This is a genomic window from Paenibacillus nanensis (assembly GCF_003583765.1).
In the GTDB taxonomy this organism is placed as follows: Bacteria; Bacillota; Bacilli; order Paenibacillales; family Paenibacillaceae; genus Pristimantibacillus; species Pristimantibacillus nanensis.
Genome location: NZ_QXQA01000006.1, coordinates 105,858 through 121,639 on the forward strand (window position 1 = coordinate 105,858; position 15,782 = coordinate 121,639).

The window sequence follows — 15,782 nt, forward strand, 5'->3', positions numbered from 1 at the left end:
TTTCTATCTCACCGTCATATTCTCGCGAATTGTCCCAGGAAGCGCAGATCGTTCGTGTAGAAATGGCGGATATCGTCAATGCCGTATTTCAGCAGCGCGATCCGCTCCACGCCCATACCAAACGCGAAGCCTGTCACTTCCTCCGGATCGTAGCCGCCCATTTCGAGCACGCGAGGATGCACCATGCCGCAGCCCAAAATCTCCAGCCAGCCTGTCTGCTTGCACATCCGGCAGCCGTGGCCGCCGCATTGAACGCAAGTAACGTCTACTTCCGCGCTAGGCTCCGTGAACGGGAAGAAGCTTGGACGCAGTCGAATCTGCGCCTGCTCGCCGAACATTTGCTGCACGAATTGAAGCAGCGTGCCCTTCAGGTCGCTCATCCGGATGCCTTTGCCGATGACGAGTCCTTCGATTTGATTGAACTGGAACGAATGCGTCGCGTCGTCGTCGTCTCTCCGGTACACTTTGCCCGGACAGATCACTTTAACCGGCGTCATGCCTTCCTTCGCCTTCATCGTGCGAACCTGGACTGGCGACGTATGCGTGCGCATCAAAATTTCATCCGTAACATAGAAGGAGTCCTGCATATCGCGCGCCGGATGATTTTTCGGCAGGTTCAGCGCTTCGAAGTTGAAATAGTCCGTCTCCACTTCGGGCCCTTCCGCGATCGAATAGCCAAGTCCGACAAATATATCTTCGATCTCCTGAGCCACCTTGTTCAGCGGATGCACCGCGCCCGTAGGCAGCTTTTTGCCCGGCAGCGTCACATCGATCGTCTCCGCAAGCAGACGGTTATTCGTCTCCGCTTGCTGGAAAGCCGCCGCTTTCTCTTCAATGACGGCTTCAATCGCGGCGCGCACGTCATTCGCCACTTGACCGATAATCGGACGCTCCTCCGCGCTTAGTCCTCCCATGCCGCGGAGAATTTCCGTCAGCGCACCCTTCTTGCCCAAATATTTGACACGCAGGTCGTTCAGCGCCTGCTGCGTCTCTACTCCCTGCAGCTCCTGCAGCGCTTCGCCGCGAAGCTCCTCCAGTCTTGCTTTCACATTCATCGCCTCCAAATGTTGTCGCCTGGTATGCCCAAGCATCGGAAAATAAAAAAAGGCCCTTCCTCCCCGAAGGGACGGAAGAACCGTGGTACCACCCTAATTCGAACGGCATGCCGTCAAAAACCGGCTTGCTATTCCTTAAGTCCCGGTAACGGCGGGAACCGTGACCCCCTACTTGCGCCAAGCGCGAAGCTTGAACGGTTCAGAGGCATGCTCCGGAGCGAACTTCGGCAGCCTGATTACGCAGGAACGCTCTCAATCTGCGGCGTTCCTTCCCTGTGCGAAAGCACTGCTTACTTTTCTCCATCAAAGCATTTTGACTTTTGTCAAAAACATTATTCCCTATTATATGCAAAGTAAGACTCGGTTGCAATAGATGGCAATTAGGGGTTCTTTTTTAATTCGAAAATACCGCCTCGCGCTCCAGCTTATTGCCGTCCGCTTCGGTCACGACGAGCATGGCCTTCCAGTTACCAGGACGCGGCAGCTTCATGTCGTCCGCAGCGTAGTAATACCGCGTGAAGCCCGGGAATCCGAAGTCCTCCTCGTCGGACTCCGCTGGCATAAGCTCAATCTCAACGGGTTTCCTCCCAGGATTGTCAGCGGAAACGAACGACAGCTGCAGGTCTGACGGCTCGCCGCTGTCCTCCGGCAGCCATATCGTCAGCCCCACATCGTTAGGCCCCGGCGCGTTCGGCGAAATCGAAAGCGTATAATGAAAATCCTCGCCCATCTCATGGTGATGGAGCGGCTCGCTGTCCGGCGCAGGGCTAAGATAGGTGATGACGCCAGCCGCGGCGATAATACACGCCATAAGAATCCCGTCGAGCTTAAGCAGTGCTCCTCGCTGCAGCTCCCGCTTCTTCGCTCTGGCGCGCAGTATCGTGCCCAGCGCGATTACAAGCAGGACGATAATTGCCTTGGCAGCCAGCCAGTTGCCCCAATCGGTATACAGAAGATAGAGCCAAGAAGGGATAAGCAGCCATGTCATCACAATCCCGCTAACGGTCAAGACCGCCATCGTGATCCAGGCAATGGCCGCAAACCGCTCGGCGAACCTTCCCGCTTCCTCCCTGTCCGCTTTCCAGAACAACAGCAGGAGCAGAACGCCGCCTGCCCATACCGCCGCGCAGGCCAAATGAATAAAATCCGATACGATCGCGGCTGTCGCGTGCTCGGATGCGGCTGCGTGGCCTTCGAAGCTTTCAACCCCCAGCAGGAGCAATGCCCATATGATTTTGACGGTATCGTTCAGCCTGATCACCGCGAATCCGAGGAAGGATAACACGATCAAACCGAGCCAAGCTTGTCCCGTGGATGTCTCCGTGAGCAGCTTAACCCATGCTTCCCCTCCCCCGCCCAGACTGGAAACCGTCCGGTTCGCATGGACAAACACAAAAAGAAGAACAGCCAGCAGCAGTCCTCTCATCCCAAAACCGCTCCACTGATGAAGCAGCTTCCGTTGACCTGCCCCGCTCTCCCCTGCAGGAATCGCAAACGTAAGCAGCATGGCTCCGCCAGCCGTCATCAGCATGAAATAATATAAAATTCTTACCGCATAAAACAACACGTCCGGCGCCCCGTTCCATGTACCCGCCAAATGAGGTATGATCGGCATTTCTTCACGTCCCTATATGTTGTAGTTCTACCTTCTGTTTTTGCGCGCCCAATAATCGGGCCAGTTGTCGTCCGGGATCGTCGGGAATCCCCGGCTGGATTCCCATACGTACACCCAGCCTTCCATAGCCGGGTTGGTTCGATCGCTTACCCAGACGCGGTCGTAATCGTTCATCTCTTCTATGCCCGAGAATTCCTCCAGCGCATCCATTGCCGCGAGCCCCTCCCGGCCTATGATAATCCACCCGCCGCGTATCCTGCCCGCTCCAGTTCCGTTCCTTCCGCTGCGCACGGCAGCCGGATAGGGGCCGACATCGACCAGACAGCCCTCGATTTCCCCAGGCTCGAAAGCGGTAATATGCGATGCTATAACATGATGATTGCTGTGCCCTGGAAGCAATGACCCATATATAAAAACAGAAATTTTGGCCATGATTTCTCCCCCGCGCAAAAAAAATCGGATTATGAAACATTATGGCTTATTTCGAAGGCAGTGGCAATCTATGGTACAATGGATAGAGCTCGATTTTGTATAACCAACAAGGAGGTTTTCCTTTATGGCTAGTCAAACCGGCGCTATTGTTCAACAATCATTAACCGCAATGATGGAGGACACTTCATTCCTCCCGCAAGTGCAAGGAGAGCGGCGCAAGCAGGTGTTCCAATCGCTGGCCGCCATTCTGTCCACGCCGAACAAAGTACATAAAGCGTTTTTACGCATCGTGCTTGAGAACGGGAATGTCGTGCGGATCCCCGCTTACCGGATCCAGCACAATGACACGCTCGGGCCTTACAAAGGCGGCATCCGGTTCCATGAAAGCGTCAACGAAGACGAGGTCACGAACTTGGCCGCCCTTATGACGCTGAAGAACGCGCTGCATGAAGTTCCCTTCGGCGGCGGCAAGGGCGGCGTGGTCATCAATCCCCGCCAATATTCCGAGAAAGAGCTTTATCACATTTGCAAAAAATACGTCCAATACTTCGCCGACATCCTTGGCCCTGACAAAGATATTCCGGCGCCGGACATGGGCACCGGCGAGCGGGAAATGGACTGGATGATGGCGGAATACAAAAGCATCCATCCCGGTTCGCCTTACTTGGGATCCTTTACGGGCAAAAGCATCGTGAACGGCGGCTCCTTAGGCCGCAAGGAAGCGACCGGCAAAGGCGTTTATTTTTCATTCCGTTATTTGATGCATGATTTTCTTCGCGACAATAAGGACTGGCTATCCGGCAGCTCCAATATATTCGCCGCTACCGCTATGGCTCATGTAGACAAGCCGCTCACCATTGCCGTCCAAGGCTTTGGCAACGTCGGCTCCGTAACGGCGATGGAAGCCTACAAATGCACGGCAATCCGCGGCAAGGTCGTAGCCGTCAGCGACCGCAACGTTACGCTGTATAACGAGGAAGGCCTCGATATTCCGGCTCTGACTGCGTACGCGAGCGTCAATAGCGGCGACCTTCCTTCATCGGATGACGCGCTGAGGGAATGCGGCGCCAAAGCGCAAATACTGGATCGGGAAGCTGTGCTATATCTGAACGTCAACGTGCTGTTTCTAGCGGCGCTGGAGGAACAAATTCACGCCGGCAACGTGGGAGACGTGAAAGCGCGCATAATCGTTGAAGGCGCGAACGCGCCGATAACGGGGGAAGCCGACGAAGCGCTCGCATCGAAGGGTACGATCATCATCCCCGACATTTTGGCGAATGCCGGCGGCGTAATCGTTTCTTATTTCGAGTGGCTGCAAGGCAGAGAGACGCAATTTTATTCCGAGGAAGAAATCTACAGGCAGCTGTACGCCAAAATGCAGAAGACGATGAACAGCATTTTGCCCGCCTATTTCGGAGATCCCCTTCCTCTTCGGCAAAATTGCTTTGTCCATGCGGTGACGAAGCTTTCCACCGTCCTGTATCGGCAAGGAAAGCTGTATTAAGAGAAGTTGCAAGCCAGAACGGAGAGTGGAGTAACGATGGAGATGGAAACGACCCCGCTAAGCGCGATCACTATCAGCTACGAAGAGGAGAGCTTTCGAGCGCTTAGCTTCCGCAAAGCGGAGCTGGTCGTCGTGACGCAATACGGCGATAAGCTTTGGTATATCGATGCGGAAGGCATCGACGACGCGGGGCTGCTGGCCTGGTTCGGCAGCTCGGAGAACATTCGCGTCGAGCTGGTCGCAACGGCGGAAGACGGAGGGCAGTGGCAAGGTACCGGTTACCTGCATCCTAATGAGCATAACCGTGCGGCTGCGATCCGCGGGGACGGCGAGCTGACTTACCTGCAGAATTGATAATTTATAGAGTCCCGTATTGAATAAAAGGCGCTTGCCGCGCGCGGATATACCGCACGCTGGGCAAGCGCCTTTTTGGTCGTTGTCGGTGTTACTTTGAAATTTCGGGAGTCGTCAAACGGTCGTAGAAGTCTACGACTTTGTCCTTGTCGGCCGAAGCGCGAAGCGCCATTGCGGAACGAGGATGCTCGTCGAGAATACCCGTAATCATATAAGGCATAATATAGCCCCACTCTTCCTTCTCGCGGAGCGGAATCATATATTTCTCGATCATATCGAGCACCGGACGCACGTTGTATTTCGGATTTTTCAATTCGGATACAAGAAGCTCGGTGTTGCAGTTGCCTGCCGCGCGGCCCATGCCGTATACGGACGCGTCCAGCAGCTCAACGCCTTTGTTCGCGGCGAGAAGCGTGTTGGCGAACGCAAGCTGCAGATTGTTGTGCGCGTGAATGCCGAGACGTTTGTTAGGCAGGTGATGCTGGAACTTATCGATCAAATAATTGTAGTCATCCGGCTTTAGGCTGCCGTACGAATCGACGACATACACCACGTCCACGACGGATTCCTTAATGAGCTCAAACGCTTCGATTAATTGATTCTCCATAACGTTGGACAGCGCCATGATGTTAAGGGTAGTCTCGTAGCCGCGGTCGTGGAACACTTGCACCAGCTCAAGCGCCTTGTCCACGTCCTGAATGTAGCAGGCGACGCGGATAAGATCGAGAAGGCTTTCCGAGCGCGGGAGAATATCGTTCTCGTCGACGCGGCCGATGTCAACCAGCGCGGACAGCTTCGTGTTGCCTTTGTTCGGAATCACCTTGCGCAGGAAATCATCGTTCAGAAAGCGCCATGGACCCGCGCTGTCTGCGCCCTTCAAAAGTTTAGGGGAATTTTTGTACCCAATTTCCATATAGTCGACGCCAGCTTCATTCAAGCTATTATAAAGGTGCTGAACAAACTCGACGCTGAAATCCCAGTTATTGACGAGTCCGCCGTCACGTATTGTACAATCGACAATTTTGCAATGACTAGTTTTCGAATGCATGCTTGTTGCTCCTTTAATCTGAACATGAGTTCACTTTTTTTTACCATCATACTTGAAAAGCAACGGGAACGCAAAGTAAAAATGTCGGGATCTGGATAATTGGACGCGAACTTGTACGCCCTAATCCGCCATTTACAAACCGATCCTTTAGAGCTAAAATATTATGTAAACAACATCGCTTAGTTTTTCCTTTTGGAAAAAGCGGGGGAACCAACAAGCAGGCCGGCAGCCGCCGTGTTTGCTGGGGTGAATCCGGGGATTTGTGCCCCCGGTAGGGTCTACTCTCTAGCCCGAATCCGACAGCTAACCTCGTATGCGAACAAAGGAGAGATGTCTTATGCTATCTGTTTCTATTCAAGATTCCTCGTTTCCTCCAGAACAACCCCGGTATGTGAGCGTTTCCCGCATCGAAGTGTTTGTGATTCCTGCCCTGGCCGTTGACTCTGCCGGCTACCGCGTATGCCTGCGCATCAGCAGCGATCTTGGCTATGGATGGGGCGAACAATTCGTCAGCGATAGCGAGCCAAGTCTTCAGCTCGACCGCTGGAGCCCGCTCTTGCGTACCTTTATCGGTCGGTTCCCGTTAACTTCTTTGGCCGAAAGGCTTACCGAACGAATCGCCGAGTCCATTAATCCAGACAATCGCGCTTATCGGCTTTTTGCGGCTGCTGTGCAGCAATTTCTGCATGCAGATGCGCAGCGTTCTCCATTGTCAGCCGATTCAGCGTTTTCAGAGGAATCCGTTCTGCAGCGGCGCGCCGTCGCTTACTTGTCGGTCGACTAAAGCGTCTCCATCAGATAGACAAAAGCATCGTCTAATTAGGCCTTTCGCTTCCGGCAGGAAGCAAAGGCCTTTTCTTTTTGTAGCTTGTCCTGGAGGGGCAGCCTAATTCGCTGCGCACAGGGGGCGTTGGCCTACCGCTGCCCGCTTAAAGCGTCTGCCTTTTTCGCCTGCTGCCCGGGGGAGCGTCCTGTCTGCTTCTCGCATGGGGAGCGGTACGGCCGCTCCTTGCTTGGAGGATGCTGGCGGTGCCTCCCCCCAGCCTGAGAGCGGCACACTATTCTTTCGATCCGAGCAGCTGCCTTGTTCACTTCTTGTCTGAAGAGCGGCACTGTCCGCTGCTTGTCCGGAGATGCCAGGCACTGTTTTCCTCCAGCCCGAGGAGCGGCACCCCCTGCCCCAGGGCTGAGGGTCGCCCTTTCAGTGGGAGTCTTGCCTTCCCCTAATATGCCTCCCCGGAAAAGTGAATAGCGCCATAAGTACACCTATTTTCCGGGAGAATCGCGATATCTGACGAAATAGGGACAAAAGTGCACCTACTCCATCACGATTCAGCCGAAACAAGCAAACCGGAATTAAATAGGTGTATTTTTGTCCCTATTGTGCACACGACGCAGTCACGAAGGACAATAAGTGCACTTTTGGCGCTATTCCCAAAATCTCACGACGAGCATGCCCACCCCGGCGGTACAGCCCTTTTACAAAAGTTTAAAAGCCTGCGGATGCAGCACATACCGAACCTTGCGTTGGTTAGAGACACCTGTTTCGGCGGTGAGCCACCCTTTTGAGCATAACGATTGCAGCTTGCGTACGGCGGTACGGCGGTTAATTTGCAAATGCTGTTCGAGATCGATTGGACGTAGGGGGCGCGCGAGCAGGCAGGCCAGCCGAATGATTTCGCGCTCCGCTGCGTTTTGGATGGTTGCTGCGGACTCCTCTGCCTGAAATCTGCTCAGCACCATGCGAAGAAGAGTGATGCAAAGATCTGGATTATGAGCAACATCGTCATAAGAGAACGCAATAACCTGATAACCCATTGCGGTTAAAAAGGTTTCTCGATTAAGCTCTCTGCAATACTTTTGCCTATCCATATCGCGTACATGCGGACCGAAGCCTTTAATTTCGATAAGGAGCCTTACGGCGCGCGCGATCCATACAAAATCGCAAAAGTAGGACTGTCCTCGCCAGTCGAGCACCTCGTACTCCGGATGCAATCCGTCAAAGTTACCTCGGAGCACCCACCATACATTCCGGCAAAACAATATTTCCGCTTCCCGATGGCCTCTCTCCAGCCGTCCTCTTCGCTCCCCTGTTCTTCGCTGCAAATGATGCTGGATAAACTCGGCATGCGCTTTTTCAAAACTCATACATTTCTCCTCCCTAAGCAGAAACGCCTGCCGGCGCCCTGTCTTGACTAAACAGTTCGCGAAGATGTCTAAGACCTTCACAAGCGCGAGCTCGTCATTCTTACCTTTTAAAAAGAAAACGTCCCGCTCTCATCGGAATGAAAGCGGGACGTTCTTCGTCTCGTTACCGTTATTATAGTGCAACGGTGAACAGTTGGCTAGTGCAGAGTGCAGTCGAGTCGAGTTCAACGAATAGCTACGACCCAGTCGAACGGTAATGCTTAACCCCGATCCGCCATATTAGCAAACATGGGATCAGAAACAAAGCGCCGCCGAAAGGCATGAGCAAAGGCAGCAGCATATCCCCTTCTCGTTTATCCAGAATGTACATCAGAGGCAAATAGCTGACGCAGCCGAACGGAATAATGAATGTGAAAAACCGGGTCACCCCTTTCTCATAAATATTGAGCGGGTACTGCGCCATCTCTCTTCCGCCGTCCGTGAACACGTTCGCCACCTCGAGCGCCTGAATCGTCCAAAAGCAGAAGGTTGCGGCCAGAATGAAGATGCCGGTAAAGATCAATAACCCGTTAAAGACCATAAAGAGCAGAGCCAGCAGCTTTGGAAATGTCCACAGGCCAGGCAGATTCGATACCGACCAAATGAACACGATACCGCTCTGGAGCAGCCTGCCGATTCGCGTAAACTCGAACTTCGAGCCGAGCACCTGCAGCGCGGCGCTTCTCGGCCTTACCAGCAGCCGGTCAAAGTCGCCTTTTCCGACAAGCGACGAGAACGCGTCAAAGCCGCGCGCGAAGCATTCGCTCAAGGAGAAGGACAGATGAATGACGGAGAAGCAAAGCGCCACCTCAAAGAAGCTCCAGCCCTTAAGCTGCCCGAAGCGCTCGAACATGAGATACAAGCCGCCGAACACCATAAAGGGAATAAAAAACTGTCCGAAGCTCATCAGAAAAAACGAGGTGCGGTACTGCATCTGAGATTTCAAGTGAATACTCATATATTTAAAATAGAGCCGCATGTCGGTTAACCTCCTTGTACTACGACGGATCGCAGCGCTCTACCCATTAAGGCGCGGCCCGCCAGCACGAGAATGAGCAGCCACAGCAGTTGAATGCCGATTCCCCATAACGCCTCGCTTACGGGAATATGACCGGAATATACGCGGAACGGAAAATCCGTCGTCCAGCGGAACGGCAGGATGTAAGCGATGGTTTGCAGCCATTTCGGCATGAGCGGGACCGGAATAATCATGCCCGCCAGAAATTCGCCGACAACCGAAATCATCAGAATGGATCCAATCGGCGACATCGTCCAAAATACCGAGATATAGATCATCATCGATATCGCGACGACAACCAGCAGGCCCAGCAATAACGTAACAATGAACAATACAAAAGATGCGATCGATGGCGGCAGACTCATTCGGTACGGCTCCGGGATGATGAAAATAATCGTGAGCAGAGGGAAGCACCGCAGCACCGCGCTTGCAAACCGCTGCGCCAGCAGCTTCGCATACCAGTGGGGGTACAGCTCAAGCGGTCTGCACAGCTCGTACGCGATATTTCCGCCAGTAATCAAATCAAAGAGCTCCTGATCGCGGAACCATAACATAATAAAGGATAGGAATATTTGCTGAAGCCATACGTATGTAATCAAGTCTTGCAAGGAAATAGGCGTCTCGCCCGTACTGCTTGCGTAGAATGCCGCGAAGATCATAATGAAGACAAAACCGAAGAAAAGCTGGGTCGCGATACCTGCGAGGGCCGCGGCTCTGTATTGCATCCCGTTAATAAAACGAAGCCGCCAGATCGATGCATAAGCTCTCATATCTTGTGCTCCTCATACAGCCGCACGATCATCTCGTCGATGTCCTTAGCGACTACCTCGATGTCGACAACCTCTACGAATGCCGACAATCGCGAGACGATTTCCGCCAGCGTCAGTTGCTCCGGATCAAAGCTGTATACCGCTCGTTCAGCCGACCATTCGAGCATCGCCGCGCCGGGGATTTCGATCGGACCGGATTCTCCTCGGTAATCGACCGTCACCGTTTTTCCCGAACCAAATCTACCTTTAAGCTCCTCCAAGGAGCCGTCGTATAGAAGCGAGCCTTTCCCAATCATCAGTATGCGGCTCGCGAGCGCTTCAATGTCGCTCATATCATGCGTTGTCAGAATGACCGTAACGCCCTGCTCCTTGTTCAGCTTCTTAATGAAGCTCCGCACAGCCAGCTTGCTTACCGCGTCCAGCCCGATCGTCGGCTCGTCTAGGAACAGAAGCTTCGGACTATGCAGCAAGGAGGCGGCGATTTCGCAGCGCATTCGCTGTCCCAGGCTCAGCTGCCTGACCGGCATTTGCACAATCGTCTCAAGCGCGAGCATTTCCGTCAGCATGGAAATGTTCGCTTTGTACTGAGCCTCCGGAATTTTGTAAATGTCCCTCAGCAGCTCGAACGAATCCAGCACCGGCACATCCCACCACAGCTGCGAACGCTGTCCGAACACGACGCCGATATGCTTGACGTATTCCGCCCGATCCTTCCACGGCGTGTACCCCATGATCGAGCAGCTGCCGTCATCCGGCACGAGAATGCCGCTCATCACTTTAATCGTTGTCGACTTGCCCGCGCCATTCGGGCCGATATAACCGACAACCTCCCCTTCGCCGATCGAGAAGGAAATATCCTTCAGCGCCTCCACGACGGTGTGCTTCCTGGCGAACAACGCTTTGGCCGCTTCCTTAAGTCCGGCGGTCCTTGTCGCAACTTTAAAGCTTTTTCCGATCCCTTCCAGCCGAATCATTCCATTGTTCCGACTCATGTTCCCTAGATCCTCCTGAGTGTATTCCGCCCGATTTGCAGCGTGCAGAGCGCAAAACTCGAATCTCTTACCGTTCCTTGCGAAAACAGCGGGATAAAGAATATAACCTAAATGTCAAAAAAAGTATAGTATTTTTTTACAACCTTTTGTAAACGGGCTCCTTCGGCCTAAAGAAAGCAATATGTAAGAAATGTCCGCGAACAAATCATGCTATTCTAGTTGAAGAATTGAGTGGAAAAGGGGGTTCTCATGGTGGAGAAGCATCCGATCGTCAACTACACTTGGATCGACGCCTACTTATCCGACTTGCAGCGTTATTCCTTCGAGCAGCTCCGGTTTATTCCCGAGCCCGGAGTTTGGTCGCTCTGCCAAATGTATGACCATCTCATCCTTGCTGCTCTTGATTATTTCGAGAAAATAGCGGAGTGCGCGACTGACGGCGAGGAGCAGGGTCAGGGGAAAACGGAGGCAGGCGAGGAATTGTTCGCACTCGGAGGGTTCCCGCCGGTCAAAATAAAGCTCCCAGACGGGCCGGAAAACTCGCCCAGCAACTCAGAGAGCCATGAGGATCTTGCGAGCAGGCTCGAGCTGGTGAAGTGGGAGATGATGAAGTGGGAAGAGCGGGTACCCGCCATAAACCCAAACCGGAAAGTAAGGCACGACGGCTTCGGCTGGCTCAACGCCCTCGAGTGGTTTGCGCTTACTAACATGCACTTCCGTCATCATCTCCGCCAGAAGGAAGAATTGGAGCAGCGCTGGACAGCGCATATAGCCGGCATTCGGCATGCATGAATAACGCTAAATAGCCCCTGGCCGCAAATGCCGCCAGGGGCTTGATCTAATTCCCTATCTTACCAGCCAGCCGCCGTCTACGGCGAGAATATGGCCGTTCATATAATCCGAAGCGGCCGACGCCAGGAATACCGCCGGTCCGATCAAATCCTCGGATGTGCCCCAGCGTCCTGCCGGGATGCGCTGCAAAATTTGCACGCTGCGCACCGGATCCTCGCGGAGCGCTTCCGTATTGTCCGTGCTCATGTAGCCGGGAGCAATCGCGTTCACTTGGAGACCCTTCGAAGCCCATTCGTTCGCGAGCGCCTTCGTCAGTCCGGCTACCGCGTGCTTGCTTGCGGTGTAGCCCGGCACATTAATGCCGCCTTGGAAGCTGAGCATCGAGGCGATATTAATAATTTTGCCCGAGCCTTGCTCGATCATATGCTTGCCGGCCAGCTGGCTGAGCACGTACACCGAGTTCAGGTTGACGTCAATCACAGCCTGCCAATCCTCGTAGCTGTGCTCGGCTGCCGGCGTGCGGCGGATAATGCCCGCGTTGTTTACCAGGATGTCGAGCCTGCCGAGCCCTTCAAGCGTCTTCTCGACAATGGCGGGCAGCTGCGTTCGGTCGCTGACATCCGCTTGTATCGTAATCGCTTTGCGGCCGATTGCCTCGATGCGCGCGGCCGTTTTGTCCGCCGGCGTCCGGTTCGTGACGAGCGCCACATCCGCTCCCGCTTCGGCAAGACCGATCGCAACCGCTTCGCCAAGCCCGCGGCCCGCTCCCGTTACGATGGCCGCTTTGCCCGTAAGATCAAATAAACCCATCTTTATTTCCCCTTCCCAAGCTTGCCGCCTTTTGCAAGACTTGCCTGCAAAATCTGTATCCCCTTGGCGGCGTATTTCGCTTCCACCTCGGGCGCTAGGCCCTCATCGGTAATAATGCGGTACGTTTCTTCCAAGCTTCCGTAAGTGATCAACGCGCCTCTATCGAATTTGCTGTGGTCGGCGAGGATGTAGACCTGCTTGGCGTTGTCCATGTACAACCGCTTCAGCTTTGCGAGCTCCTCCGTAAAAATCGTCAGTCCGTATTCCAGATGGATGCCCGTGGTCGACAGGAACAGCTTGTGCACATTCAGCCGGCTGATCCATTCCTGCGATTCGCCGCCGATCAGCAGATTGTTATGACGGTAGCCTCCCGGCACGACGAGCCGAATGGACTCCTTCGCCGTCAGCTCGCGGATAATAAGCAGATCGTTCGTCAGCACGGTCAGCGGCATATTCGGCAGCAGCTTCGCCAGCTCCAGCGTAGTGCTCCCCGCATCGAGCGCAATAATGTCGCCCGGCTCGATAAAGTTAAGCGCTAGCTCCGCAATCGCCGTCTTCTCCGGTCTGTGCTTCGCGTTCGGAATTTGCAGCGGGAGCAGGCTGTCTTCTCCGGCTTGCTCCATGACCGCCCCGCCATGCGTCCGCTTCAGCAGCCCCTTCTCCTCCAGCTTTTCCAAATCCTCGCGAACCGTCTTTTCGGTCACCTGGAATAGCTCGCTCAGCTCCGATACCTTAACGGCGCCTTGCTGCTCCAGCTTTTCTAATATTGTACGATGACGTTCAGCCGCCAGCATTCGGTGTTCCCCCTCCACTTTGCTTCATGGAGCCATTCTACTTCAGATCGCTTGGCTGAACAACGTCCATGTCCGTAAAGGTATAATTCTCGCCGGCCATCGACCAGCAGAAGGTATAGTTGCTTGTTCCGACGCCGGAGTGAATCGACCACGGAGGAGAAATAATCGCCTGCTCATTGGCCACGACCAGATGTCTCGTCTCCGACGGCTCGCCCATCATATGGAAAATGCGGGTATCCTCCGCCATGTCAAAGTACAGGTACGCTTCCATGCGGCGGTCATGCACATGCGACGGCATCGTGTTCCAGACGCTTCCTTTCTGCAGGCTTGTAACGCCCAGCATGAGCTGGCAGCTTTGAATGCCGTCCGCATGAATGTATTTGTAGAGGATGCGTTCGTTCGATGTTTCCTGCGAGCCAAGATGGTTCGGGTTCGCTTCTTCTCTTGTCATTTTGCGGGTTGGGAACTCCGCATGCGCAAGCGCCGAGCAGAAGTACAGCTTCGCGGGGTTCGAGGCATCCTTGCTCGCAAGCTTCACCTCGCGTTTGCCTTTGCCCACATAAAGCACGTCCAGCTTATCCAGCTCGTAAGCCTCTCCGTCAACCGTAATGACCGCAGCTCCGCCGATATTTAAAAAACCGATCTCTCTGCGCTCTAGGAAATAATCCGTCTTCAGCGTCTCCGCCGCCTCCAGCGCCAGAGCTTCTCCAGCCGGCACCGCGCCGCCTACGACCATGCGGTCATAGTGGGTATAGACCATCTTCACTTGTCCGGCTTCGAACAGGCTTGGAATAAGAAACTCCTGACGCAAACGCGCTGTATCATACTGCTTGACATCTGTTGGATTTGTTGTGTGGCGAACTTCCATTATGAATAGCCTCCTTCATGATTTTAAAATCTTTTTTTCGTATGAGTTCGTTTGTTTATGTTCGAAATCTACTATATCACACATTTTCAAACTTAAAAAGAACAAAATAAAACAAAATTCCTCGGCTCCATGAGGAGGGATTTTTTTCTTCAACCTGCATGAATGAAATTTCATCATTTGCCGATTGAATATTAATTCGTATTAATGTATATTTATACAGTACAACATCTTTTGATCGGAGGGATCCGTTATGAGTTTAAGCTTTTCCCCTGGCAATCCCGCATTAGAAAGTGTGAAGCCTGCTGCCAATAGAACGGCCAAATTGCTGAGTGCCGCTAAAAATCATATATTATTCACTGCAAACCGACCGGATATCATCATGGAAAAAGGCGAAGGGATGATGCTTTACGATACGGACGGCAACGCCTATTTGGATTTTATCGGAGGATGGGCGGTTAACTGCTTGGGGCACTCTCCCGCCGTTCTGCAGCAAGCGCTTGCGGAGCAGGCCGGTGAGCTTGTTCACGCGAGCCCCGGCTTCTATAACAAGCCGCAAGCGGAATTTGCCGAGCTGCTGACGCAAGTAAGCGGTATGGACAAAGTATTCTTCACCAGCACCGGCGCGGAGGCGAATGAAAGCGCCGTGAAGCTGGCCCGCAAGCACGGCGCGCTCCATTTGAACGGCGCGTATGAGATCATTACGCTTACGAACAGCTTTCATGGCCGGACGCTGGCGATGATGTCCGCTACGGGCAAGTCGCAGTGGGAGCCGTTATTCGCGCCGAAGGTAAACGGCTTTGTCCATGTGCCGATAAACGATCTAGACGCTTGCTTCGCCGCGGTAACGAACAACACCTGCGCGATTATGGTGGAGCTGGTGCAAGGGGAAGGCGGCGTGCACGCTTTAAGCGAAGCTTATTTGTACGGCCTGCGCAAAATATGCGATATGTACGGCATCCTTCTTATCTTCGACGAAGTTCAGACCGGACTTGGCCGCACCGGCAAGCTGTTCGCATACCAGCACTACGGCATTGCGCCTGACATTTTGACGCTAGGCAAAGGTATTGGAGCGGGCTTCCCGCTGTCCGCGATGCTGACGAAGGAGCCATTCGACCTATTCGAGCCCGGCGATCAAGGCGGCACTTATACCGGACAGCCGCTTGGTATGGCGGCCGGCCTTGCCGTGCTTCGCGAGCTGCTGAAACGCGATTTGGCGGCAAACGCGGAGAAGCAGGGCCGTTATTTGAAAGCCGAGCTGGAAGGTTTAGCCTCCCGCTATCCCATCTCGAATGTGCGGGGCATAGGCTTGCTGCTCGCTTTCGACGTCCCGTCAGGTGCGGCTCCTAAGCTTGCCGAGACCTGCATGCGCTTAGGTCTGCTCATTAACGCGGCGAATGCCGTTACCATTCGTATAATGCCTGCGCTTATCGTTGAGCCTCATCATATTGATGAGATGATCGCGATTTTAGAAGATGCTCTTCACCAATGCTTCATGCATGTCGGATAAGCCGCTTCGCATACGCTATTTAGGATGGTAACGCGT

General features: G+C 53.8%; 16 protein-coding genes and 1 riboswitch. Of the genes, 5 read left to right on the forward strand and 11 right to left on the reverse strand.

The features are described from left to right. Positions 1-14: 14 nt before the first annotated feature. From pheS to D3P08_RS11720, 3 genes are all read right to left on the reverse strand, one after another. The gene (pheS, locus tag D3P08_RS11710) at positions 15-1,049 is read right to left on the reverse strand and encodes a phenylalanine--tRNA ligase subunit alpha (protein ID WP_119599888.1); all 1,035 of its coding nucleotides are present in this window, start codon (positions 1,047-1,049) and stop codon (positions 15-17) included. 400 nt (positions 1,050-1,449) lie between these two features. Continuing rightward, entirely contained in the window at positions 1,450-2,670 is a 1,221-nt protein-coding gene (locus tag D3P08_RS11715; protein ID WP_119599889.1) for a copper resistance D family protein, read from the reverse strand. A gap of 27 nt (positions 2,671-2,697) precedes the next feature. Further along, positions 2,698-3,102 carry a gamma-glutamylcyclotransferase family protein gene (locus tag D3P08_RS11720; RefSeq protein WP_119599890.1) on the reverse strand — a complete coding sequence of 135 codons (405 nt, stop codon included), beginning with the start codon at positions 3,100-3,102 and terminating at the stop codon, positions 2,698-2,700. A 124-nt stretch (positions 3,103-3,226) separates the two neighbouring features. Here D3P08_RS11720 and D3P08_RS11725 point away from each other — a divergent pair, with 124 nt between their 5' ends. Beyond that, on the forward strand, positions 3,227-4,606 hold the full coding sequence (locus tag D3P08_RS11725; protein WP_119599891.1) for a Glu/Leu/Phe/Val family dehydrogenase: 1,380 nt from the start codon (positions 3,227-3,229) through the stop codon (positions 4,604-4,606). 36 nt (positions 4,607-4,642) lie between these two features. After that, positions 4,643-4,960, forward strand: coding sequence for a hypothetical protein (locus D3P08_RS11730; protein WP_240647455.1), 318 nt, complete (start codon positions 4,643-4,645; stop codon positions 4,958-4,960). A 91-nt stretch (positions 4,961-5,051) separates the two neighbouring features. On the opposite strand, the gene D3P08_RS11735 is transcribed toward D3P08_RS11730, so the two are convergent. Next, positions 5,052-6,008 carry an aldolase catalytic domain-containing protein gene (locus tag D3P08_RS11735; RefSeq protein WP_119599892.1) on the reverse strand — a complete coding sequence of 319 codons (957 nt, stop codon included), beginning with the start codon at positions 6,006-6,008 and terminating at the stop codon, positions 5,052-5,054. Between the two features lie 166 nt (positions 6,009-6,174). After that, positions 6,175-6,341, forward strand: a riboswitch (cyclic di-AMP (ydaO/yuaA leader). A 4-nt stretch (positions 6,342-6,345) separates the two neighbouring features. Here D3P08_RS11735 and D3P08_RS11740 point away from each other — a divergent pair. Beyond that, on the forward strand, positions 6,346-6,792 hold the full coding sequence (locus D3P08_RS11740; protein WP_119599893.1) for a hypothetical protein: 447 nt from the start codon (positions 6,346-6,348) through the stop codon (positions 6,790-6,792). 695 nt (positions 6,793-7,487) lie between these two features. Here D3P08_RS11740 and D3P08_RS11745 read toward each other — a convergent pair. The 4 genes from D3P08_RS11745 to D3P08_RS11760 form a co-directional block, all read right to left on the reverse strand. Continuing rightward, positions 7,488-8,156 carry a DUF559 domain-containing protein gene (locus D3P08_RS11745; RefSeq protein ID WP_119599894.1) on the reverse strand — a complete coding sequence of 223 codons (669 nt, stop codon included), beginning with the start codon at positions 8,154-8,156 and terminating at the stop codon, positions 7,488-7,490. A 235-nt stretch (positions 8,157-8,391) separates the two neighbouring features. Beyond that, the gene (locus tag D3P08_RS11750) at positions 8,392-9,174 is read right to left on the reverse strand and encodes an ABC transporter permease (RefSeq protein WP_119599895.1); all 783 of its coding nucleotides are present in this window, start codon (positions 9,172-9,174) and stop codon (positions 8,392-8,394) included. 5 nt (positions 9,175-9,179) lie between these two features. Next, positions 9,180-9,983: an ABC transporter permease gene (locus tag D3P08_RS11755; protein ID WP_119599896.1), complete on the reverse strand. Its 804-nt coding sequence runs from the start codon at positions 9,981-9,983 to the stop codon at positions 9,180-9,182. Next, on the reverse strand, positions 9,980-10,975 hold the full coding sequence (locus D3P08_RS11760; RefSeq protein ID WP_119599897.1) for an ABC transporter ATP-binding protein: 996 nt from the start codon (positions 10,973-10,975) through the stop codon (positions 9,980-9,982). The genes D3P08_RS11755 and D3P08_RS11760 overlap by 4 nt, the downstream gene beginning before the upstream one ends. A 249-nt stretch (positions 10,976-11,224) precedes the next feature. Between D3P08_RS11760 and D3P08_RS11765 the strand changes: the two genes are divergently transcribed. Next, the gene (locus tag D3P08_RS11765) at positions 11,225-11,767 is read left to right on the forward strand and encodes a DinB family protein (RefSeq protein WP_119599898.1); all 543 of its coding nucleotides are present in this window, start codon (positions 11,225-11,227) and stop codon (positions 11,765-11,767) included. Between the two features lie 54 nt (positions 11,768-11,821). Here D3P08_RS11765 and kduD read toward each other — a convergent pair whose 3' ends face one another. The 3 genes from kduD to kduI are packed head-to-tail and all read right to left on the reverse strand — an operon-like array spanning position 11,822 to position 14,239. Next, entirely contained in the window at positions 11,822-12,577 is a 756-nt protein-coding gene (gene kduD, locus D3P08_RS11770; protein ID WP_119599899.1) for a 2-dehydro-3-deoxy-D-gluconate 5-dehydrogenase KduD, read from the reverse strand. 2 nt (positions 12,578-12,579) lie between these two features. After that, positions 12,580-13,371 (reverse strand): DeoR/GlpR family DNA-binding transcription regulator, encoded by a 792-nt coding sequence (locus D3P08_RS11775; protein ID WP_119599900.1) that lies wholly within the window; start codon positions 13,369-13,371, stop codon positions 12,580-12,582. A gap of 37 nt (positions 13,372-13,408) precedes the next feature. Beyond that, complete coding sequence (gene kduI / locus D3P08_RS11780; RefSeq protein ID WP_119599901.1) at positions 13,409-14,239, reverse strand: 5-dehydro-4-deoxy-D-glucuronate isomerase; 831 nt, start codon at positions 14,237-14,239, stop codon at positions 13,409-13,411. A 250-nt stretch (positions 14,240-14,489) separates the two neighbouring features. On the opposite strand from kduI, the gene D3P08_RS11785 reads away from it, so the two are divergent. Beyond that, positions 14,490-15,746 carry an aspartate aminotransferase family protein gene (locus tag D3P08_RS11785; protein ID WP_119599902.1) on the forward strand — a complete coding sequence of 419 codons (1,257 nt, stop codon included), beginning with the start codon at positions 14,490-14,492 and terminating at the stop codon, positions 15,744-15,746. Positions 15,747-15,782: the final 36 nt, after the last annotated feature.

Coding starts and splice junctions, on each gene's coding strand:
- kduI (WP_119599901.1), bottom strand. CDS start 14,239: ATGGAAGTTCGCCACACAACAAATCCAACAGATGTCAAGCAGTATGAT.
- D3P08_RS11750 (WP_119599895.1), bottom strand. CDS start 9,174: ATGCGGCTCTATTTTAAATATATGAGTATTCACTTGAAATCTCAGATG.
- D3P08_RS11740 (WP_119599893.1), top strand. CDS start 6,346: ATGCTATCTGTTTCTATTCAAGATTCCTCGTTTCCTCCAGAACAACCC.
- kduD (WP_119599899.1), bottom strand. CDS start 12,577: ATGGGTTTATTTGATCTTACGGGCAAAGCGGCCATCGTAACGGGAGCG.
- D3P08_RS11730 (WP_240647455.1), top strand. CDS start 4,643: ATGGAGATGGAAACGACCCCGCTAAGCGCGATCACTATCAGCTACGAA.
- D3P08_RS11715 (WP_119599889.1), bottom strand. CDS start 2,670: ATGCCGATCATACCTCATTTGGCGGGTACATGGAACGGGGCGCCGGAC.
- D3P08_RS11735 (WP_119599892.1), bottom strand. CDS start 6,008: ATGCATTCGAAAACTAGTCATTGCAAAATTGTCGATTGTACAATACGT.
- D3P08_RS11745 (WP_119599894.1), bottom strand. CDS start 8,156: ATGAGTTTTGAAAAAGCGCATGCCGAGTTTATCCAGCATCATTTGCAG.
- D3P08_RS11765 (WP_119599898.1), top strand. CDS start 11,225: ATGGTGGAGAAGCATCCGATCGTCAACTACACTTGGATCGACGCCTAC.
- D3P08_RS11755 (WP_119599896.1), bottom strand. CDS start 9,983: ATGAGAGCTTATGCATCGATCTGGCGGCTTCGTTTTATTAACGGGATG.
- D3P08_RS11725 (WP_119599891.1), top strand. CDS start 3,227: ATGGCTAGTCAAACCGGCGCTATTGTTCAACAATCATTAACCGCAATG.
- D3P08_RS11785 (WP_119599902.1), top strand. CDS start 14,490: ATGAGTTTAAGCTTTTCCCCTGGCAATCCCGCATTAGAAAGTGTGAAG.
- D3P08_RS11760 (WP_119599897.1), bottom strand. CDS start 10,975: ATGAGTCGGAACAATGGAATGATTCGGCTGGAAGGGATCGGAAAAAGC.
- D3P08_RS11720 (WP_119599890.1), bottom strand. CDS start 3,102: ATGGCCAAAATTTCTGTTTTTATATATGGGTCATTGCTTCCAGGGCAC.
- D3P08_RS11775 (WP_119599900.1), bottom strand. CDS start 13,371: ATGCTGGCGGCTGAACGTCATCGTACAATATTAGAAAAGCTGGAGCAG.